16 protein-coding genes are annotated in these 18,248 nt (G+C 34.2%); 14 read left to right on the plus strand and 2 right to left on the minus strand.

Annotation, left to right across the window (positions count from 1 at the left end; all coding sequences use genetic code 11):
* The first annotated feature begins 151 nt into the window (after positions 1 to 151).
* From L8T27_RS25550 to rpoN, 13 genes are all read left to right on the plus strand, one after another.
* Positions 152 to 1,276 (plus strand): glycoside hydrolase family 88 protein, encoded by a 1,125-nt coding sequence (locus tag L8T27_RS25550; protein ID WP_237943881.1) that lies wholly within the window; start codon positions 152 to 154, stop codon positions 1,274 to 1,276.
* Positions 1,277 to 1,436: 160 nt separating this feature from the next.
* The gene (locus L8T27_RS25555) at positions 1,437 to 3,611 is read left to right on the plus strand and encodes an alpha-galactosidase (RefSeq protein ID WP_237943883.1); all 2,175 of its coding nucleotides are present in this window, start codon (positions 1,437 to 1,439) and stop codon (positions 3,609 to 3,611) included.
* A gap of 24 nt (positions 3,612 to 3,635) precedes the next feature.
* A complete protein-coding gene (locus tag L8T27_RS25560; protein ID WP_237943884.1) occupies positions 3,636 to 4,436 on the plus strand; it encodes a discoidin domain-containing protein in 801 nt (266 codons plus the stop codon).
* A gap of 62 nt (positions 4,437 to 4,498) precedes the next feature.
* A complete protein-coding gene (locus L8T27_RS25565) occupies positions 4,499 to 6,097 on the plus strand; it encodes a glycoside hydrolase family 43 protein (RefSeq protein WP_237943886.1) in 1,599 nt (532 codons plus the stop codon).
* A 151-nt stretch (positions 6,098 to 6,248) separates the two neighbouring features.
* Positions 6,249 to 9,131, plus strand: coding sequence for a putative Ig domain-containing protein (locus tag L8T27_RS25570; RefSeq protein WP_237943888.1), 2,883 nt, complete (start codon positions 6,249 to 6,251; stop codon positions 9,129 to 9,131).
* 325 nt (positions 9,132 to 9,456) lie between these two features.
* Positions 9,457 to 9,867, plus strand: a complete 411-nt coding sequence (locus tag L8T27_RS25575) for a PTS sugar transporter subunit IIA (protein WP_237943891.1) — start codon at positions 9,457 to 9,459, stop codon at positions 9,865 to 9,867.
* Positions 9,868 to 10,109: 242 nt separating this feature from the next.
* Positions 10,110 to 10,517 (plus strand): PTS sugar transporter subunit IIA, encoded by a 408-nt coding sequence (locus L8T27_RS25580; protein ID WP_237943893.1) that lies wholly within the window; start codon positions 10,110 to 10,112, stop codon positions 10,515 to 10,517.
* A gap of 15 nt (positions 10,518 to 10,532) precedes the next feature.
* Positions 10,533 to 11,015: a PTS sugar transporter subunit IIB gene (locus L8T27_RS25585; RefSeq protein WP_237943895.1), complete on the plus strand. Its 483-nt coding sequence runs from the start codon at positions 10,533 to 10,535 to the stop codon at positions 11,013 to 11,015.
* A 32-nt stretch (positions 11,016 to 11,047) separates the two neighbouring features.
* Complete coding sequence (locus L8T27_RS25590) at positions 11,048 to 11,875, plus strand: PTS mannose/fructose/sorbose/N-acetylgalactosamine transporter subunit IIC (protein ID WP_237943897.1); 828 nt, start codon at positions 11,048 to 11,050, stop codon at positions 11,873 to 11,875.
* A 17-nt stretch (positions 11,876 to 11,892) separates the two neighbouring features.
* A complete protein-coding gene (locus L8T27_RS25595) occupies positions 11,893 to 12,735 on the plus strand; it encodes a PTS system mannose/fructose/sorbose family transporter subunit IID (protein ID WP_237943898.1) in 843 nt (280 codons plus the stop codon).
* 11 nt (positions 12,736 to 12,746) lie between these two features.
* Complete coding sequence (locus tag L8T27_RS25600; protein WP_237943900.1) at positions 12,747 to 13,142, plus strand: glycoside hydrolase family protein; 396 nt, start codon at positions 12,747 to 12,749, stop codon at positions 13,140 to 13,142.
* An 8-nt stretch (positions 13,143 to 13,150) separates the two neighbouring features.
* Positions 13,151 to 13,654 carry a family 43 glycosylhydrolase gene (locus L8T27_RS25605; RefSeq protein WP_237944210.1) on the plus strand — a complete coding sequence of 168 codons (504 nt, stop codon included), beginning with the start codon at positions 13,151 to 13,153 and terminating at the stop codon, positions 13,652 to 13,654.
* Positions 13,655 to 13,709: 55 nt separating this feature from the next.
* Positions 13,710 to 15,035 (plus strand): RNA polymerase factor sigma-54, encoded by a 1,326-nt coding sequence (gene rpoN, locus L8T27_RS25610; RefSeq protein WP_237943902.1) that lies wholly within the window; start codon positions 13,710 to 13,712, stop codon positions 15,033 to 15,035.
* A gap of 218 nt (positions 15,036 to 15,253) precedes the next feature.
* On the opposite strand, the gene L8T27_RS25615 is transcribed toward rpoN, so the two are convergent.
* Together L8T27_RS25615 and L8T27_RS25620 are read right to left on the minus strand one after the other, a co-directional pair.
* A complete protein-coding gene (locus L8T27_RS25615; RefSeq protein WP_237943904.1) occupies positions 15,254 to 16,366 on the minus strand; it encodes an FAD-dependent monooxygenase in 1,113 nt (370 codons plus the stop codon).
* A 146-nt stretch (positions 16,367 to 16,512) separates the two neighbouring features.
* Complete coding sequence (locus L8T27_RS25620; RefSeq protein ID WP_237943906.1) at positions 16,513 to 17,493, minus strand: aldo/keto reductase; 981 nt, start codon at positions 17,491 to 17,493, stop codon at positions 16,513 to 16,515.
* A gap of 229 nt (positions 17,494 to 17,722) precedes the next feature.
* Between L8T27_RS25620 and L8T27_RS25625 the strand changes: the two genes are divergently transcribed.
* On the plus strand, positions 17,723 to 18,163 hold the full coding sequence (locus L8T27_RS25625) for a MerR family transcriptional regulator (RefSeq protein WP_237943908.1): 441 nt from the start codon (positions 17,723 to 17,725) through the stop codon (positions 18,161 to 18,163).
* Positions 18,164 to 18,248: the final 85 nt, after the last annotated feature.

Genomic DNA, 18,248 nt, shown 5'->3' on the forward strand with positions numbered 1-18,248 from the left:
TGAATTCTATTTTTAAGCAGTAACTGCATAAATGATGGATTATATGAGAGGTATTTCAGACAGCATTAATTTGGGTGTAACTATTCCGCTAAGGATAAAAGGATTCTGATTACATTCAATACAATAAATGATTAGAAAGTGTGGGAGAGTAATGATTAGCCAGGAAACAAAGCAATGGGCAGAGGATATTTTCGAAAAGTTAGATTATAAATTAGGCGTTCAAGCAGAGCGTTTAGGTAACTTAATACCTTATGTTCCTGAAAACGGAAAGTATGTAGACATGGGCGAGAAGGATATTGTCTGGTGGACAAATGGATTTTGGGCAGGGACAATGTGGCAAATGTATCATGCTACTAATAAAGAAATCTATAAAAAAACGGCAGAATCTAATGAAGATAGATTAGATGAAGCCTTTGATAAATATACTGGATTACACCATGATGTTGGATTTATGTGGCTTCATACAGCTGTAGCAAATTATAGACTTACAGGAAATGAACGTTCTAAGGCAAGAGGTTTGCATGCTGCTCACTTATTAGCAGGGAGATACAATCCAAGAGGGAAATTCATTCGTTCATGGAACAGAGACCGTGCAGGTTGGGTTATTATCGACAGCATGTTAAATATTCCTTTGCTTTATTGGGCTAAGGAAACAATAGATGATCCTCGATTTGGATTTGTTGCAGAGGACCATGCGGACAAGGTGATGAACAACATTGTACGCCCCGATGGTTCTGTTAATCATATAGGAGTTTTTGACCCTTATACAGGAGAAATTTTAGACACTCCCGGCGGACAAGGCTTTGAATCGGGTTCATCATGGTCTAGGGGGCAAGCCTGGGCGATATATGGATTTGCTTTAAGCTATCTACACACAGGTAAACAGGTATATTTAGACACAGCTAAAAAAGTTGCTCATTACTTTATTGCTAATGTAGCTAAGACAGATTATATTCCTCTTGTTGACTTTAGAGCTCCAGAAGAACCAGTTCAGTGGGATACATCTGCAGGTGTTTGTGCAGCATGCGGATTTTTAGAAATTGCCAAACATGTAGGCGAACATGAAAAAGAGCTTTATATTACTGCAGCCGTCAATATTTTAAAATCAACTGAGCAAAAATATGCAAACTGGAATCCGGAAGAGGACGGCATTATTGATTATGGAACTGGCTCTTATCATGACAAAGACAATACAGAAGTTCCAATCATTTATACGGATTATTATTTTGTGGAGGCAATTCTACGACTCCAAGAGTCAGACTTTTTAATCTGGTAAACGGAAGAAGAGCCATTCTATTAAATGGCTCTTTTTTTAAAAAATATGAGGAGTAGTTCCAACTGTGGCTAAACGATTTCAGTAAAATGATTCTAAAACTATACACTTATGGGGATACCATAGCTAACAAATTGTATAAAGAAAGTAAGGGGTTAAAACAATGATTCAATATCAAGAGGAACAGCAACAACTGAATCTCTATACGGAAAACAACCAACTTTCCATTGGGATTTTACCTAGTGGTCACGTTGTCCTATTGTATTTTGGGAAAAAAATAACCTCGGACTCCCTCTCATATATAACAGGTGAGATCAAAAGAGCCAGTTATTTAGCAGATACGGACAGCATAAAGGATTTTAAACTAGAACAACTCCCATTTATTTATCCTGCATATGGGAACCCAGATTTGCGTACACCAGCTTTTCAATTTACTTATGAAAATGGAAGCAGAATTTCAGATTATCGTTATAAAACTCATCGTATTTACGATGGTAAAAAAAAGATACCTGGTCTACCTAGTACGAATACAGCTACAAAGTTATCGACACTAGAACTAGTATTGAAAGATGAGATTACTAGTAATGAGATTATGTTATCAATCAGCTGTTTTGATGAATATGATATCTTCACACAGCATGTAGAAGTTTTTAACTATTCTAAAGAAAAACTGAAGATAAACCAAATAATGTCTGTTAATTTAGACTTTTTAACAGATAAGTTTGATTTAATCACGCTAAGTGGTGCGTGGGGTAGAGAATCACATATTCATCGTAACAAAATCCGCCAAGGGTATCAGGGTATAGATAGTAAACGAGGAGCAAGTGGCCATGGGCAAAATCCTTTTATAGCTTTAGTTGACCCATCTACCAATGAAAACAGTGGAAATGTATACAGTATGAATTTTATTTACAGTGGTAACTTTATTGCTAACGTAGAAGTGGATATGCACCAAAATACTCGAATGCAATTAGGAATTAATCCTTTTGATTTTGAGTGGTGTCTATCTCCTGGTGAAGTGTTTTATACACCAGAAGCAGTATTAGTTTTTTCTAATGAAGGATTAAATGGGATGAGCCAGCTATACCATCGATTTTATTTAGAGTGCTTAATGCAAAGCAATCATGCCAGAAAAGAACGTCCTGTTTTAATTAATAACTGGGAAGCAACTTATTTTGATTTTAATAAAGAAACTATTTTAAGTTTAGCCAAAGAAGCAAGTGAGATTGGAATCGAATTGTTTGTTTTAGATGATGGATGGTTTGGAGAGCGCAATGGTGATAATTCGTCACTAGGGGATTGGGTTCCGAATGAAAAGAAACTTGGCGGCTCACTCAAAAACTTAATTAAGGATGTTAATAAGCTAGGTCTCGATTTTGGTCTTTGGTTGGAACCCGAAATGATTTCGAGAAACAGTAATTTATTTAAAGAACATCCGGATTGGATTATCCAAGTTCCAGGTCGTGTTCCACAGCAAGTGCGTAACCAACTAGTTTTAGACTTGAGTCGAAAAGATGTACAAAATTTCTTAATTGAAACTATCGATTCGCTCCTGAAAGAAAATAATATTACTTATTTGAAATGGGATATGAATCGTAATCTTACAGATATGGGAAGCATCCTACTGGAAAGTGACTACCAAAAGGAATTGGGACATCGCTATATTCTTGGCTTGTACTTTATATTAGAAACGTTGCTAGCCAAACACCCAGATGTATTAATAGAAAGCTGTGCTGGCGGTGGCGGTCGTTTTGATCCTGGTATGCTATATTACACTCCACAAATTTGGACCAGTGATAATACCGATGCAATAGAGCGTTTGGCAACTCAAGAAGGAATTTCTCTACTCTACCCTCCAGTCTCAATGAGTTGTCATGTCTCAGCCGTCCCGAACCATCAAGTCGGTCGTATGACAACATTAAATACTAGAGGAATTGTCGCACAACAAGGGAATTTTGGTTATGAAATAAATTTACTTGATGCAACTATGGAAGATAAACTTCAGATGAAATTACAAATTGAATTTTATAAGAAATATCGTAACACGTTTCAGTTTGGACAACATTATCGACTTAATGTATATGATGAGCAAAATGAAAAAGCTTGGATGAAATTGGACGCAAAAAAAGTGATAGTAAGTCATGTTTATCGACTCGCCAAAGTAAATACTGTACCCAAACGATTAAAGCTCCAAAATCTTGAGGAAACAGCATCATATCGTTTAGAAGGAACAAAAAGAACATTTAAAGGTGACGAATTAATGGAGATTGGAATTGCCTTAGATAAACCAACTCATGATTTTTATGCGTCACAATGGGTTTTTACAAGGGAAAAGTAGTTTCATGTTGAGGAGGATTTAAAAATGTTGACATTAAGATTAAGAAACAGTGAAGGGGAAATTTTAAGTGAAAGGTCCCATAAAACAGAAACATATTTAGCCTTTAAAGAATATGCGTACGAAAGCGGCGATTATATTGAGCTAGTTGTTGAAAAAGTACCCCAGTTTTTGTGGATACAAGTTGATGAGGCGCTTGCTCCAAGTTTAATTTATTTAACGGAGAAAACTTGGAAGTATAAAGTAATTACAGAACCAACACTTAAAAGAGCGTTTTCTCCAAAAATATTTAGTGGAGAGCGCCACTACATAACTGTTAAAAAAGCAACCAAACAAGATATTAACACGTATAGAAATTTGGCTTTAAATCCTCATGACCAAAAAGACGATTCTGGAGCCTATCCACATGCTTATGCCAATGTAGAAACTAGAAACGATTCAACTTTTTTTGCACGAAATGCAATAGACGGAATAATAGCAAATGAAAATCATGGTTCTTTTCCTTATCAGTCTTGGGGAATTAATCAGCAAGCAGATGCTGAAATTACAATTGATTTTGGTCGGCTTGTAAGTATCAATAAGGTAGCTCTAGTGCTAAGGGGAGACTACCCACATGATAGCTTTTGGGAAAAAGTAACAGTGGAATTTTCTAATGGTCAGGATTTTACTATTAATCCAACTAATAGCTTAGAAAGGCAATTTTTCAGTTTTGAAGATGTGGTATCTAGTTCAGTAAAATTAAAGGAACTTATTAAACATCAGGATGATTCCCCATTTCCTGCTCTTACTCAAATAGAGATTTACGGTAAAGAAATAAATGAATTTTAATCTCTGTTGCAGCAATTAATAAGCGATTATCATTCTAAAGGTAGATAGAGAGGGGATTATATATGATAGTAAATCCGATTTTAAGAGGATTTAATCCAGATGCAAGTGTAGTAAAAGTAGGAAGTGACTATTATCTAGCTACTTCGACCTTTGAATGGTGGCCGGGAGTAGAAATCTATCACTCTACTGATTTAGTTAATTGGAATTTGGTAGCGCAACCTATAAATAGAATTAGTCAAGCAAATTTAGTGGGGAATTATAACTCAGGTAGTATATGGGCCCCCCATCTTAGCTACTCTAAAGGAAAGTTTTGGCTATTATATACAGATGTAAAAACCGGCACAGCTTTTAAGGATACCATTAACTATGTTATTTCATGTGAGACTATTGATGGAGAATGGAGTGAACCCACTTTTGTAACAGCAAGTGGATTTGACCCAGCGTTTTTCCATGATGAAGATGGTCGTCATTATGTTATGAATATGCTATTTGACCATCGTTTGGATAAACCAAACTTTTCAGGATTAGTCATACAAGAATATGATTTAGAAGAAATGAAACTTATTGGGGAACGAAGTCACTTTTTTCGGGGGACAGATTTAGGCGTCTGTGAAGGACCCCAGTTATTAAAAAAAGATGGGTGGTATTATTTGCTCTGTGCAGCAGGGGGAACAGGGTATAGTCATGCCTCAACAGTTTGTCGAAGCAAAAACATCTTTGGCCCTTATGAGCTATCACCGTTTCATCCTCTTATCACAACTAAAACAGATTCAACAAATCCATTACAAAAAAGTGGTCATGCATCCTTTGTACCAATATCTGAACAGGAGTGGTATATTGTTCACTTATGTTCCCGTCCCTTAACTGAGCGTGGAAATTGTACTTTAGGTAGAGAGACTGCTTTACAAAAAATTGAATGGATTGATGGATGGCCGCGTTTGGTTAATGGAACTCCATATCCGGAAATGAGGGTACCAAAGCCTAGCATTGCGCTAAATACCAGTCAGAACACAGACAATTCAACATTCTGTAATTTTAACACAGAAGTTTTACCAAATTACTTTAAAACATTGAGACGCCCTCTTGGTGAAAAAGCTTCACTTATTGAACGCCCTGGATATTTACGATTATATGGAGAGCAGAGTTTATCAAGTCTTCATCAACAATCTTTAGTAGCGAGAAGGTGGCAAAGTTTTCGATTCCGAGCGGAGACAGAGATAGAGTTTTCTCCGAAAAGTTTTCAACAACTTGCAGGGCTAGTATTATTTTATGATACGGATAATTGGATTTATTTACATATATCCTATGATGAAGAAAGAAGAAGGAAATATATCCAACTTGAAACAGCTAAAATTAATCAATTCAGTTATGAATCAGATCGAATTCTCATTAGCCAACATGAAGAACCTATTAAATTAGCGGTAGAAGTTAACAGAGAAAAGGCACAGTTTTATTATAACTTATCTAATGAATGGATTAAGATTGGCGAAGAGATAGAAGTTAATCATTTAAGTGACGACTATATAAAAGCTAATGGTAAATTAGCTTTTACAGGTGCTATGGTGGGAATATGTGCTCAAGATATGGATAATCATACTTCTTACGCAGACTTTAAGTATTTTAATTATCAAGAAATATCACGAGATAAATTAAAAATATAAAAATAGTAAAATCCCATGCCTATTATTTGTCATCGACACTTATTGGCATGGGATTTGCTTTATGTTAAGTGTGGTATGCGCTTACATTAAGTGGGGTGGTAGAATACAAATTAATGAATTTTAGCTGATTTAATCTTTAAAGGAGGATAATATGAGGATAAAAATATTTCATTGTCTATTAGCAGTATTATTAGTTATGAGCTTTAGCTGGAAAACAGAGCCTAAAGTTTCTGCAGAACAGATTCAAAAAGATTTAAGTGAGGAAGTAAATCTCATTATTGAAGAAAAGGATGGGTTTATTCATCCAGGGATCAGTGTTGACCCAGAAAAATTAATGGAAACAAGACAGGAATTAATAAAAGGGAACGATCCTTGGAAAAGCTATTATAACGCTATGAAAGAGACTAAATATGCCTCAAAAACATTTGAATCGGCTAACTTAAAAGCTGGAACAATAGATCAGCCTAAAGATACCACTTTTCAGAAGGCTTCGGCTAATGTTAATTTAAGCAACGATGGTTTTAGAGCATACACACAGGCAGTATTATATTATTTAACTGGTGATAGTCAATATAGATACAATGCATTAAGACTAGTCCGTATTTGGGAAAACATGGACCCAAATAGTTTTAAGTATTATGCCGACTCCCATATACATGTTGGAACACCATTTTATTATATGATAAGTGCTGCGGAGCTACTGCGATATACTACAGTTTTAGATTCAACATACAATGATGAGAAAACAGGAATAAAGAATTATAATTTAAATTGGACAGAAGAGGATACTAATAAACTCACTGAAAATTTAATTGATCCAGTTATCGACACTTTCTTATACACGAATTACAGATACTTGAATCAACATACCTATCCCGTAATTGGAGCTATGGCAGGATATATATTTAAAGATGACAAAAAACGATATGAAGAAGCAGTAGAGTGGGCAATGGTCAACTCCACAACGGAAAAACCAGAAATAAACGGTGCTCTTAGTAACCAATTTAAATTAATAGATAAAGATAACCCTCTAAATCCCACTGGTCAAGATTACGTACAACATTTAGAGATGGGACGAGATCAAGCTCACGGGTCAGGGGACGTCATCAATTTTACGGGTATTGCACGAATTCTTACCCAACAAAAAACAAAAGTGGACCCTGTCAACGGAACAGTATCCATAGCAGAAAATGCAGTAACTCCTTATTCTTTTCTGGAAGAGCGAATATTAGAAGGTTCAGAAAAGCTTTATAGCTATATGGGAGGTTTTACTATACCTTGGACAGAGCTAGGGATTCAAGACTACGGTGGGAAAGTATCTGAGGCATATCGTGGACGAACAGGTCTATACTATAGCATGAGTGAGCTTTATGATGCATATAGATATAAGGAAAATATGACAAAAGAAGAGTTAGAAAAACAGGCTCCACAAATTTCATATATGGCCAAAAACTTAACTTCACCTGTTTTTTATAACGGAACAGTTAAAACTAATTTTTGGGGATCTTTTAGTGATAATAAACTGACAGAAATAGGAGCTGAATATTGGTTATCTATCCCAAAAGAGCGGGATTTAGACAGCGAGTTATCTATCCCTTCTCAAAATGTAAGCGATTCCTCCGTTTTGTTTAGTGAAAGAGCAGCTATATTAGACAAGAGCTTAAGTAAGTTGATAAATACAGAGGATATATCTTTTATACGTGTTAACTCGGCAAATAATCAAGGTGATATAAAAGAAACAGATTACAATAACCTCTATCCGAATGATAAAAATACAGTACGTGGAGGGAATCAAATAGCATTGCCTTCTTTAATAAAATCAACTAAAGAAGAGAGTAAATATCTTTCCTTGCGAATACGCTCAAATGGTAATGCAAAGTTATTAATTAGCAGCAATAATTATTTGGATGAAGCTTACCAAGAAGTAAGTATCCCAAATACTCACGGAGAATGGAAAAACATAATATATACAACTAGTGATAAAAAACAAATCTCCAGAACTGCTAGGCAATTAGATAATATGGACTTTTATTCTGTGATTGCAGATACAGATGTTCAAGTCGATTTTGACCGTCTACAATATGTAAATGGAAACGGTGGATTAGCAACAGAAGTACCAGCATTCCATGATACTTTTAGCAATGATTACTATCTCCTTAAAAAGGTACCTTTTGAGGAAAAAATTGAGGTTGATAGTAAGGATAAACTAGTTTACAGTCTAGAAAATGCCCCAGAAGGAATGACTATTGATAATAATGGGATTATCAAGTGGACGCCTGATAAAAAGACCAAGGAACCAATTACTGTCACAGTGGTTGTGGATAATGGTAAGGTAATAAATACAACCCAACTTAAGTTTAATGTTGCAAATAATCCTAACCAAGCTTATAAAAATGTTCTATCTTTATATGATCAAAATCAGGAATACACACAAAAAAGTATTCTAGAAGTTTCTAAAATGAAAGAAGAAGTAGAGATATTATTGGATAAAAAGGCTGAAGATATAGAATTCTTATCAGCATTGAGCAAATTTGCAAAGAGTATAGGAGCATTAGAGTTGTTGAATCCACACTTGGAGGATGGTTCCTTTAATTACTATGCTTATGACTCCATTTTATCTTCAGTAACAACCATGAATAGAGACAACGTAAAAAAATTAGTAGATAATGATACAGCAACTTTTAGTGGAGATTTAAGAGCCCCAGTTATATTTGATTTTGGAGCAGAATATAAAATCTCTCCAAAAGCTTTTTCTATCCAAGCAAGAAAAGGATTTCCTAATCGATCGGAAGGATTAAATGTTTACGGGTCTAATGATGGGAACGAATGGACATTACTATCAGATAGACCTACTACGAATACAGAAGAAATGGAACGAATTCCTGTAAAGTCTTCCTTGACCGATCAATCTTTTAGATACTTTAAACTTCAAATAGATTATCCAGGTATACCAACAGATCCGGCATATCCAGGGATTTCGTCATTTGCAGAATTGAGAATAGACGGGTCCCGTCTAGAAGTAGATAATCAATAGTTAGAACAAACAAAAACAACCATACTCATTTGAGTGTGGTTGTTTTTGTTTGTTCTTAAATGGTATAAGCCTATAAGCCGAAATTTATTGCAAAGAAAAGAATAGCCAAACAATAGTATATACTTCTTCTAAGTGAATCTAAAATATTTGGCAATTTAAAATTGCTGCAAAAGAGTTGTGATTACGCTGGAAAATATAAATAAAGGAATTAAAAAAATTGTGTCGGATTTTTTCGTATTCCTTATTTAAATATTATTTACAAACCGCCACAAGTTGGCACGAAAATTGCTATTAATAATGTAAAAGATAAGGGAGAAGGTTTAAAATGACAAAGAAGGTATTTTTAGTTTCACACAATAAATTAGCAGAAGGCTTAAAAAAGTCTGCAGAAATGATAGCTGGAAAGCAAGATAATGTATATGCATACTGCTTAATGGAGGATAATTCTCCTAATGGCTTAATTAAGGAACTAAAACAACAGATTAAAAAGGAAGATCAAGTCTTCTTATTAGCAGACATTGTTGGGGGAAGTATGTATAACGAGGCAATGACTTTATTATCCTTACCCAATATAAAATTAATAGGAGGAATGAATTTATCTTTATTATTAAACATTATTTTACATGAGGATATAACAGATGAACAGCTGTTAACTATTATCCAGGAAGCAAAAGACGGCATAAGTTTAGCACAAATCCCATTAGTTGCTAGCAATCAAGGTAATTTTTTCAGCTAAAATAGGATATTCTTTAGCTAATGGTAAGATTCTATATATGATAACTCCTTTTACAAAAAACGCCAAAGAGCTTTATGGTTATATAAAATCGCGCCAGAAACATGAAATAGATATTTGTGTCGGAATAAATATATAAATTTTATAAAAACATGCAATTATAAGGATTTTTTAAATTCGACAGTAAGTTGGCACAGAAATTGCTTTATAAATAGTGAAACAAAATATTAAGGGAGAATTAAAGAATGGAGAAAAAAATATTTTTAATTTCACACAGTGATTTTGCCGAAGGGATTAAAGGAGCATTAGAGATGATCACGGGAAAACAAGATAATCTTTTTGCGTATTGTTTAAAAGAAGATAATACGCCTAATGTTTTAATTGAGGATATTCGACAAAAAATTAACGAGAATGACCAAGTAATCCTACTGGCAGATATTACTGGAGGAAGTATGTATAATGAAGCAATTTCTCTACTAGTTCTTCCGAATGTCAGATTAATAGGAGGGATGAATTTATCATTATTGTTAAGTCTTGTTTTAGAAGAAAATATAACAGACGAGAATCTAGAAAAGATTATACAGAGTGCAAAAGATGGAATTAAACCAGCTAATATAAGTAAGATTACTGAACAAGATGATTTCTTTAATTAAGGGGGATAATTAATAATGAATAAGTTAATTAGAATAGATGAAAGATTAATCCATGGACAAGTGGCGTTTCTTTGGACTAAGCATTTGAATTTAGACAGAATTTTAGTCGCAAATGACTCTGTAGCAGATAATGAAATTCAAAAAACTTCTTTAATCATGGCTGCAGGAGATAGGGTGAAAGCAAGTATTGTGAAGGTTAAAGAAGCTGTTGAAATCTTAAACGACGAGCGAATTGATAAACTTAAAGTCTTAGTATTGGTAAATAACCCTGAAGATGCCCTATACATTTGTGAGAATGCTACTAATATACCTAAAGTAAATGTTGGGAACTACGGAAGAGTGAGTGGAAAGATAAAAGAAAAGAAAGCGGTTACGGAAAACTTGTATGTAGAAGATAACGATATAAATACTTTTAAGAAAATAATAGATTTAAAGATTCCTTTGGAATACCAATTAGTACCTGATAATACACCGTTAGATTTAACAAGTAAATTTTAAACAATATACAGACATAAAAGGGGGAGCAAGCTATGTTAGTGGAAGCTATACTTATAGCAGTAGTAACGTATTTGGCTAAGTTTTTTTCATTAAGTTTTGCGAATCTACAAATGCGTCCGATTATCCTCGGACCGATAGTAGGATTGGTTTTGGGGGATTTTCAGCAAGGCATAATTATAGGAGCAGCATTAGAAGCTGTATTCTTGGGGATTTTTGGAGTCGGTGGATCACTACCATCAGATACTGAAATGGGAGCAATAATCGGTACTTCTTTTGCCATATTAATGAGCAAAGATGTTGGAGCAGCGGTAGCTCTAGCTGTTCCGGTTGGTTTAATTTCCGTATTTATTTACCAATTGATTAAAATAGTTTGGCATAATGCCGTAGTTTCTATAGTAGATAAAAGTATTGAAAATGGAAATAATCGACGGTTTGAACAGATTCATATATTTGCTGTTATTGTCTTTGGGATACCATATGCTATTATCTCATTTATCGCTATTTTGGTTGGTGTAGAACCAATAAATAACTTAATGAATAATTTGCCTCAAGTAGTTAATGATTTCTTAACTATTGCATCTCGCTTATTGCCTGCTTTAGGATTCGGTTTATTATTAAAGTCTCTATGGGACAAAGAAATTATTGCGTTCTATTTCCTTGGTTTTGGATTAGCAGCATATTTAGGTTTAGATACGATGGGTATTGCTCTATTTGGAACAGTAGTAGCTGTTGTTTACGCAATGAATTATTTTAATAAACAAAAATTAGAACAAAAACTTCGATTAGCTGGTGAAAGCAGTTCTTTGCAGACAAATGAAAGCGCTAAAAATAATAATACAGTAGATGATTTCTTTAACTAGGATAAGGAGGGTAAATAATGGCTAAAAAAATGAAAGCAAAAAATAATAATATAGCTCCCGAAGAAAAGAAAATATTAAAAAAGGTATTTTGGAGATCTTTAACACAATCTGCAGAAATGAATTATGTAAAAATGCAAGGTATCGGTTATGGATTTGCCAGCATTCCTTTTCTAAAACATATTTATAAAGATAATAAAGAGGAATACTACAAGGCACTTGAAAGAAGTTCATCATACTTTAACACTTATCCAGGTTTTGTTCCTTTTATTATGGGTGTTACCCTTTCAATGGAAAAAGAAAACTCAGTAAAAAAGATTGATAATATGGATGAAACTGTTAATGGAATTAAGGTGGGGTTAATGGGACCACTAGCCGGTCTTGGTGACTCTTTCTTTATGGGAACCTTAAGAGTAATAGTTACAGGTATATCTTTAAGCCTAGCAACTGCTGGGAATATATTAGGTCCTATATTATTTTTCTTACTTTTTCATATCCCATTCTTCTTTGTTAGATATTTCGGAACATTTATCGGTTATTCGGTAGGCGCAACTTATATTAAAACAGCAACCGAGAGCGGCTTATTAAAGGCAGTTACAAAAGGTGCCACTATATTGGGACTTATAATGGTAGGTGCGATGACCTTTTTGAATGTTCCCTTTACCTTAGGTTTTACAACCACTATTTCAGGTCAAGAATTTGTCCTTCAAGATATCCTAGACAAAATTATGAAAGGTATACTTCCGCTTTCTCTAGTTTGGTACTGTACACACTTATTAAGAAAAGGAAAAAGTGGGAATTTTGTCTTAATGATTATTGTTGTCTTATCAGCAATATTAGCCGTTCTAGGCATTGCTGTTTAAGAGGTTAAATCATGAATAAGAATGGGGAAAAGTGGTATACAAAATCAGGTGATGAAATACAGGCTCATGGTGGAATGATTTTAAAATTTAATGAAAAATATTATTGGTATGGAGAATATAAGGGAGCACCAAATGTTGAAAATACAACACGTGTAGACTTTATCGGAATATCGTGTTATGAATCGGATAATTTGATTGATTGGGAGTATGTGGGATTAGTTTTACAAGCAGATTGTGAAAATAAGGAAAGTTATTTACATCCTTCTAAAGTAATTGAACGTCCAAAAGTCCTTTATAATGAGAAGACAAAGAAATTTGTTATGTGGTTTCATTATGATACAGCAGATTATCTATATGGGGGGCTGGAATTGCAATATCTGATAGCCCTCAAGGACCATTTGAATTAACGAAGGTAATAAAACCTAATCGAAAAGATTGCCGTGACATGACTCTATTCGAAGAAAATGGAAAAGGGTATTTAATTCATAGTAGCGATTTTAACAAAACACTTTATATCTCTGAACTAACAGATGATTTTCTAGATGTAAGCGGCTTATATACTAAAATATTAGTAGATCAAGAAAGGGAGGCACCAGCAATCTTTAAAGCCAATAATTATTATTTTACCATTACATCTGGCTGCAGCGGTTGGTCTCCCAATGCTGCTTTATATTCTAGAACACCTCATCTATTTTCACCGGCTAAATTAATAGATAATCCATGTGAAGGGCCTAATTACCGTAGTACATTTAATGGGCAAGGAACATTTGTCTTTGAAGATAAAGGGGAGTTATTCTTCATGGTAGATCATTGGGTCCCTAAAAATTTACGTGACTCTGGTTACAGTATCTTACCTATTAAAGTCAATAATCGAGAAATAACAGTATCTTGGACAGAAACTCCCTTTTCTAGAGACTAATTTTTATCCAGAAACAAATCTCTCTATGTATATATGTTATGAAAGGAGAAAGAAGATGCGAATTGAACTGAATCTGGGGCAGAAGCAAAGTCAGAAACTTATTATGACACAGTCATTACAACAATCCATTGAAATTCTTCGTTTTAGTAATGAAGAATTAAATGAATTTCTTCAAGAGAAATCTTTAGAAAACCCATTTCTCGATGTGAATATAGTAAGTGATTTTGTGAATGTTCCAGTTCGGTCTTCAAATCAAAATGCTTCTCACAGTAAGGAACCTATTGACATTTATCATATAAAAGATAAAAATATCTCTTTGCGTGACTACCTAATAAGTCAAATTAATTTGGAATTTGATGATACGTTTTTGAGGAAAATTATTTTATATTTAACAGAAAACCTTGATGCAAATGGTTATCTAGATATAAATTTAGAAGAAGCACAGCAACAAACCGCTGCTAGTATTGAAATATTAACTAAAGCACTTAGTTTGTTGCAACAATTAGATCCCCCTGGGGTTGGAGCAAGGAATTTGCAAGAATGTTTGCTGCTACAAGTACAACGAATTGGAGAGAAATCTCCACCTTGTACATACGAAATATTAAAGGATAATTTTGACGATTTTGTTCATAAAAGATGGGCGAAAATTGCAGAGATTTATAGATTAGAGCTAAACAAAATACAAAAAATTGCTGATTTCATACGAAATTTATCTCCTTATCCAGGTGGTAATTTTGGTGAAGTCGATAAAAATTATATTGTTCCAGATGTTATTGTACATATTGAGAATAATAATATTACCCTTTCATCTAATAAGTCGGGTAAACAAAAAATCATTTTTAGATCAAAGTACTTTGATAAAATTAGTAAATTAAAAGACGAAGAAGTACAAACCTATTTGAAAGAAAAGAAAGATGATTTTGATTTATTGCAAAAAAATATTATACAAAGAGATAATACTATTCTGCGGGTAAGTAACGAGATAGTGAATATTCAACATGAGTTTTTCTTAAATCCTAGCAACCCATTAAAAGCTCTAAAATTAAAAGACATTGCTAAAAAATTAGAACTACATGAATCCACAGTGAGTCGTGCAGTAAATGGTAAATACCTGCAAACTAATTTTGGCGTTTTTGAATTAAAGTATTTTTTTAATGCAGGGTTGGCACAAAAAAATGTAAAGGAAGATATTTCAACAGCAAAAATAAAACAAAGAATTAAAGAGTTCGTTAAAGAGGAAAATAAAAGAAAACCTTTATCCGATCAAAAAATAGTTGAATTAATTAAAAAGGAAGGTATTCAAATCTCAAGAAGGGCGATTGCAAAGTATAGGGAAGAATTAAATATACCCTCTTCTACTAATAGGAGAAGATATGATTAAAGAATGGATAAATTTGAAATAAACTATTATTTACAGATAATGAAGTTTGTTAAAGCATAAATCTAAAAAGATTTATGCTTTATTTGTAAATTTAGTTGGGTGGGAAAGCTTTACAATTTTAAATAATATAATTATTTTTCATGTCCCTTTAAAATACTGCTTTGGATTTGTGTATCATTCATGTTTACACTAAAAAATTAGGCAAGTTAATTAAGTTTTCATTTACGTCCAAAAGAACGACTAAAACTTTGTCCCGATTGCACCATTTGGCGTACAATCTTTAAACGCCGAGATTCATATTCCTGTAGGGCCACATTTGCTGAATTTCCTTTAATCCCCATTTCAATACAGCTAGCTAAAGTGTCAGCATCTCTTAATGAAGAATTGAATCCTTTTGCAGTAAGGGGTGTTAATACGTGTGCTGCATCTCCTACCAATGCTATACGTCCACGTGCAAGGTTATCAGGAACGTATTCGGCGATTGGAATTCCCGTAAGGTTACGTGTTTTAATGCTATGATTAATAGCGGATAACCAAGGTTGCTCCCATCTTTGATTAGCTTGATTTACTAGTTCAATTAGTGTCTGTTCTGGAATGTCGGTCCCATTAAGTGAATGTTTAACAACCATTCCATCCACACATCCTAGCTCACGCAATAAATCGTTACGAGTATTATCGTACCAAGCCCATCCTAACCGTCGATTTCCTAGCTCGTACGAACCGTCTTCAGCACCAACAATAGATCCAAGTAAAAAATCACCGATTCCATCTGGCATAACAAATCTAGGAGCATAGAGGCTTGGGCGATATTCATTAGGTATATCCTTCTCATCTACAATACCTACCCATATCAAGTATCCCGCAAAGGTTGCGTTTGGGTTGTGCGGTGCAACATGACGACGTACAATACTACGATGTCCATCGGCCCCAATTACAATATCTCCAAGGAAGGTTTCGCCCTTATCCGTAACTACCCACGCTGAGTTTTCATCTTGATTCACAGTTTGGATGCGAGTATTGTAGTGTAAGTCAATCCTAGGATTTGCTAAAGCCTCTTTGCGTAATCGGAACTCTATTGATGTCCAAGCCTCAGCAGATTTAATCCCACCTGATGCGAGACTTCTAAGGAATTTAGCTGTTTTAGTTTGATCAATTTCTCCACTGTCAACCTGAAGTCCAGCTCCATTTCGTCGTTCCACACTAGCTCTCTCTAAAATGGTAACGTTTATTCCAGTTCGCGACAGAGCAATTGCTGTCATTAATCCTGAAAGCGACGCACCTACCACTATTGCAGACTGTTTTTCATGGTTAATTTTAAAATTTCCGATCATTTCATCACTCCTATTTAAATTATGTGTTAGAACTATGTAATTAGGAGAGAGGATAAATCAAACCAATATTCTACATATGGAGAGCCGAATTTCATCGGCTTTTCCATATGTAGAAATAGTAAAGTAATCATAGGTTAGATAAATCATCAATTGTGACCAGAAATTGGGTGAGGTACATAGGGTTTTTCGAGTAATGCGATATCTTCAGTAGTTAATTTAACAGATAAGGAACCTAATGCATCTTGAAGATGGGATATTTTTGTAGCTCCGACAATAGGAGACGTTACTTGTTCTTTTTGTAACAACCAAGCAAGAGCAATATGAGAACGTGGAACACCATATTTTTTGGCAATCAAAGATACTTGTTCCACAATTTCTTTATCGGCTTCAGCTGTCGAATCATATTTAATTTTTTGTACGCGATCAGTTTCAGAACGGTGTGTTTTTTCTGACCAATCTCTGGTTAATCTTCCAGAAGCAAGTGGACTATAAGGAGTTACTCCAATCTTCTCTTCCTTGCATAGCGGAAGCATTTCTCTTTCGTCTTCACGATAAATTAGGTTTAGGTGGTTCTGCATGGAAACGAACTTAGTCCAACCATTTTTTTCAGCAACATACAAAGCCTTTTGAAACTGCCATGCAAACATAGCTGAGGCACCAATATATCTAGCTTTTCCAGACTTAACTACATCATTAAGTGCTTCCATTGTTTCTTCAATAGGAGTGTCGTAATCCCAACGATGGATAATGTACAGGTCAACGTAATCAGTTTCTAATCTTTTAAGACTTTTATCAATTTCGCTCATAATAGATTTTCTGGATAATCCCTTACCATTAGGACCTTGATGCATTTGATTATATACTTTTGTTGCTATAACAACTTCATCTCTATTAGCGTAATCTTTTAATGCTCGGCCAATAATTTCTTCACTTATACCATTTGAATAAACATTGGCAGTATCAAAGAAATTAATCCCTAATTCAATGGCCTTTTTAATAATAGGACGAGAATTATCTTCGTCTAATGCCCAAGGGTGAACCCAACCCTTTGGGTCACCAAATCCCATAGTGCCAAGGCATATTCTAGAAACATCTAACCCGGTATTCCCCAGTTTTGTATATTCCATTGTTTTTTCCTCACTTTCTATTTGTCCTCAATTGATTTTATAATTCTCCTAAAATTAACATAAGAAACTGTTTGGATTGTAGCTAAACTTTTTCAACTTTCCTCCTTCTCAAAATGTAGTTTTAAGTTCTAGTTTATTTACAAATTAAATAACTAGAACTATTATTAGTCTAACAACTTCGTGTTACACGAAGTCAAGAGATGTGTACCAATTTTATAGGGGGGATTAGATGTATACTGTTAAAGAAGTAGCTAAGATGTTAGATATAACAGAACATACTGTACGATTTTATACTGATAAGGGGTTAGTTCCAAGTTTAAAACGGGATAAAAATAATAATCGATTATTCGATCAAGATTCTGTGAACTGGCTAAAAGGTGCTAAGGCTTTAAAGAAAGCTGGCATGTCAGTTGAAGCAATAAAAAACTATGTAGATTTGTGTTTAAAAGGAGATGAAACGGTAATAAAGCGTTATGAAATTATATTGGAGCAAAAAGATGTGGCATTAAAAAAGCTTGAAGAAGCTAAAGAAATAGCAGCATTATTGGAAAAGAAGGCTGCACGGTATCTGGACATTATCAACCAGGAAATGCCTGATCATATGAATCCAGCGAAATGGGGAGATAATAATAACAAGAACGAAAAGGAAATAGAAGTAATACCTAAATAACATAAGTAATACTAAATAATTGTTAGAACATTTAGGAACATAATTTCAAGTAAGAAAATAGTACTACAATTAAGTAAATTGATTA

The organism is Niallia sp. Man26 (genome assembly GCF_022049065.2).
Taxonomy (GTDB): Bacteria; Bacillota; Bacilli; order Bacillales; family Cytobacillaceae; genus Niallia.

Bases quoted from the DNA above. Each gene is read 5' to 3' on its own strand.
- L8T27_RS25625 (WP_237943908.1), top strand. From the start codon at position 17,723: ATGTATACTGTTAAAGAAGTAGCTAAGATGTTAGATATAACAGAACAT.
- L8T27_RS25560 (WP_237943884.1), top strand. From the start codon at position 3,636: ATGTTGACATTAAGATTAAGAAACAGTGAAGGGGAAATTTTAAGTGAA.
- L8T27_RS25595 (WP_237943898.1), top strand. From the start codon at position 11,893: ATGGCTAAAAAAATGAAAGCAAAAAATAATAATATAGCTCCCGAAGAA.
- L8T27_RS25580 (WP_237943893.1), top strand. From the start codon at position 10,110: ATGGAGAAAAAAATATTTTTAATTTCACACAGTGATTTTGCCGAAGGG.
- L8T27_RS25575 (WP_237943891.1), top strand. From the start codon at position 9,457: ATGACAAAGAAGGTATTTTTAGTTTCACACAATAAATTAGCAGAAGGC.
- L8T27_RS25600 (WP_237943900.1), top strand. From the start codon at position 12,747: ATGAATAAGAATGGGGAAAAGTGGTATACAAAATCAGGTGATGAAATA.
- L8T27_RS25620 (WP_237943906.1), bottom strand. From the start codon at position 17,493: ATGGAATATACAAAACTGGGGAATACCGGGTTAGATGTTTCTAGAATA.
- L8T27_RS25555 (WP_237943883.1), top strand. From the start codon at position 1,437: ATGATTCAATATCAAGAGGAACAGCAACAACTGAATCTCTATACGGAA.
- L8T27_RS25585 (WP_237943895.1), top strand. From the start codon at position 10,533: ATGAATAAGTTAATTAGAATAGATGAAAGATTAATCCATGGACAAGTG.
- rpoN (WP_237943902.1), top strand. From the start codon at position 13,710: ATGCGAATTGAACTGAATCTGGGGCAGAAGCAAAGTCAGAAACTTATT.
- L8T27_RS25590 (WP_237943897.1), top strand. From the start codon at position 11,048: ATGTTAGTGGAAGCTATACTTATAGCAGTAGTAACGTATTTGGCTAAG.
- L8T27_RS25550 (WP_237943881.1), top strand. From the start codon at position 152: ATGATTAGCCAGGAAACAAAGCAATGGGCAGAGGATATTTTCGAAAAG.
- L8T27_RS25565 (WP_237943886.1), top strand. From the start codon at position 4,499: ATGATAGTAAATCCGATTTTAAGAGGATTTAATCCAGATGCAAGTGTA.
- L8T27_RS25615 (WP_237943904.1), bottom strand. From the start codon at position 16,366: ATGATCGGAAATTTTAAAATTAACCATGAAAAACAGTCTGCAATAGTG.
- L8T27_RS25570 (WP_237943888.1), top strand. From the start codon at position 6,249: ATGAGGATAAAAATATTTCATTGTCTATTAGCAGTATTATTAGTTATG.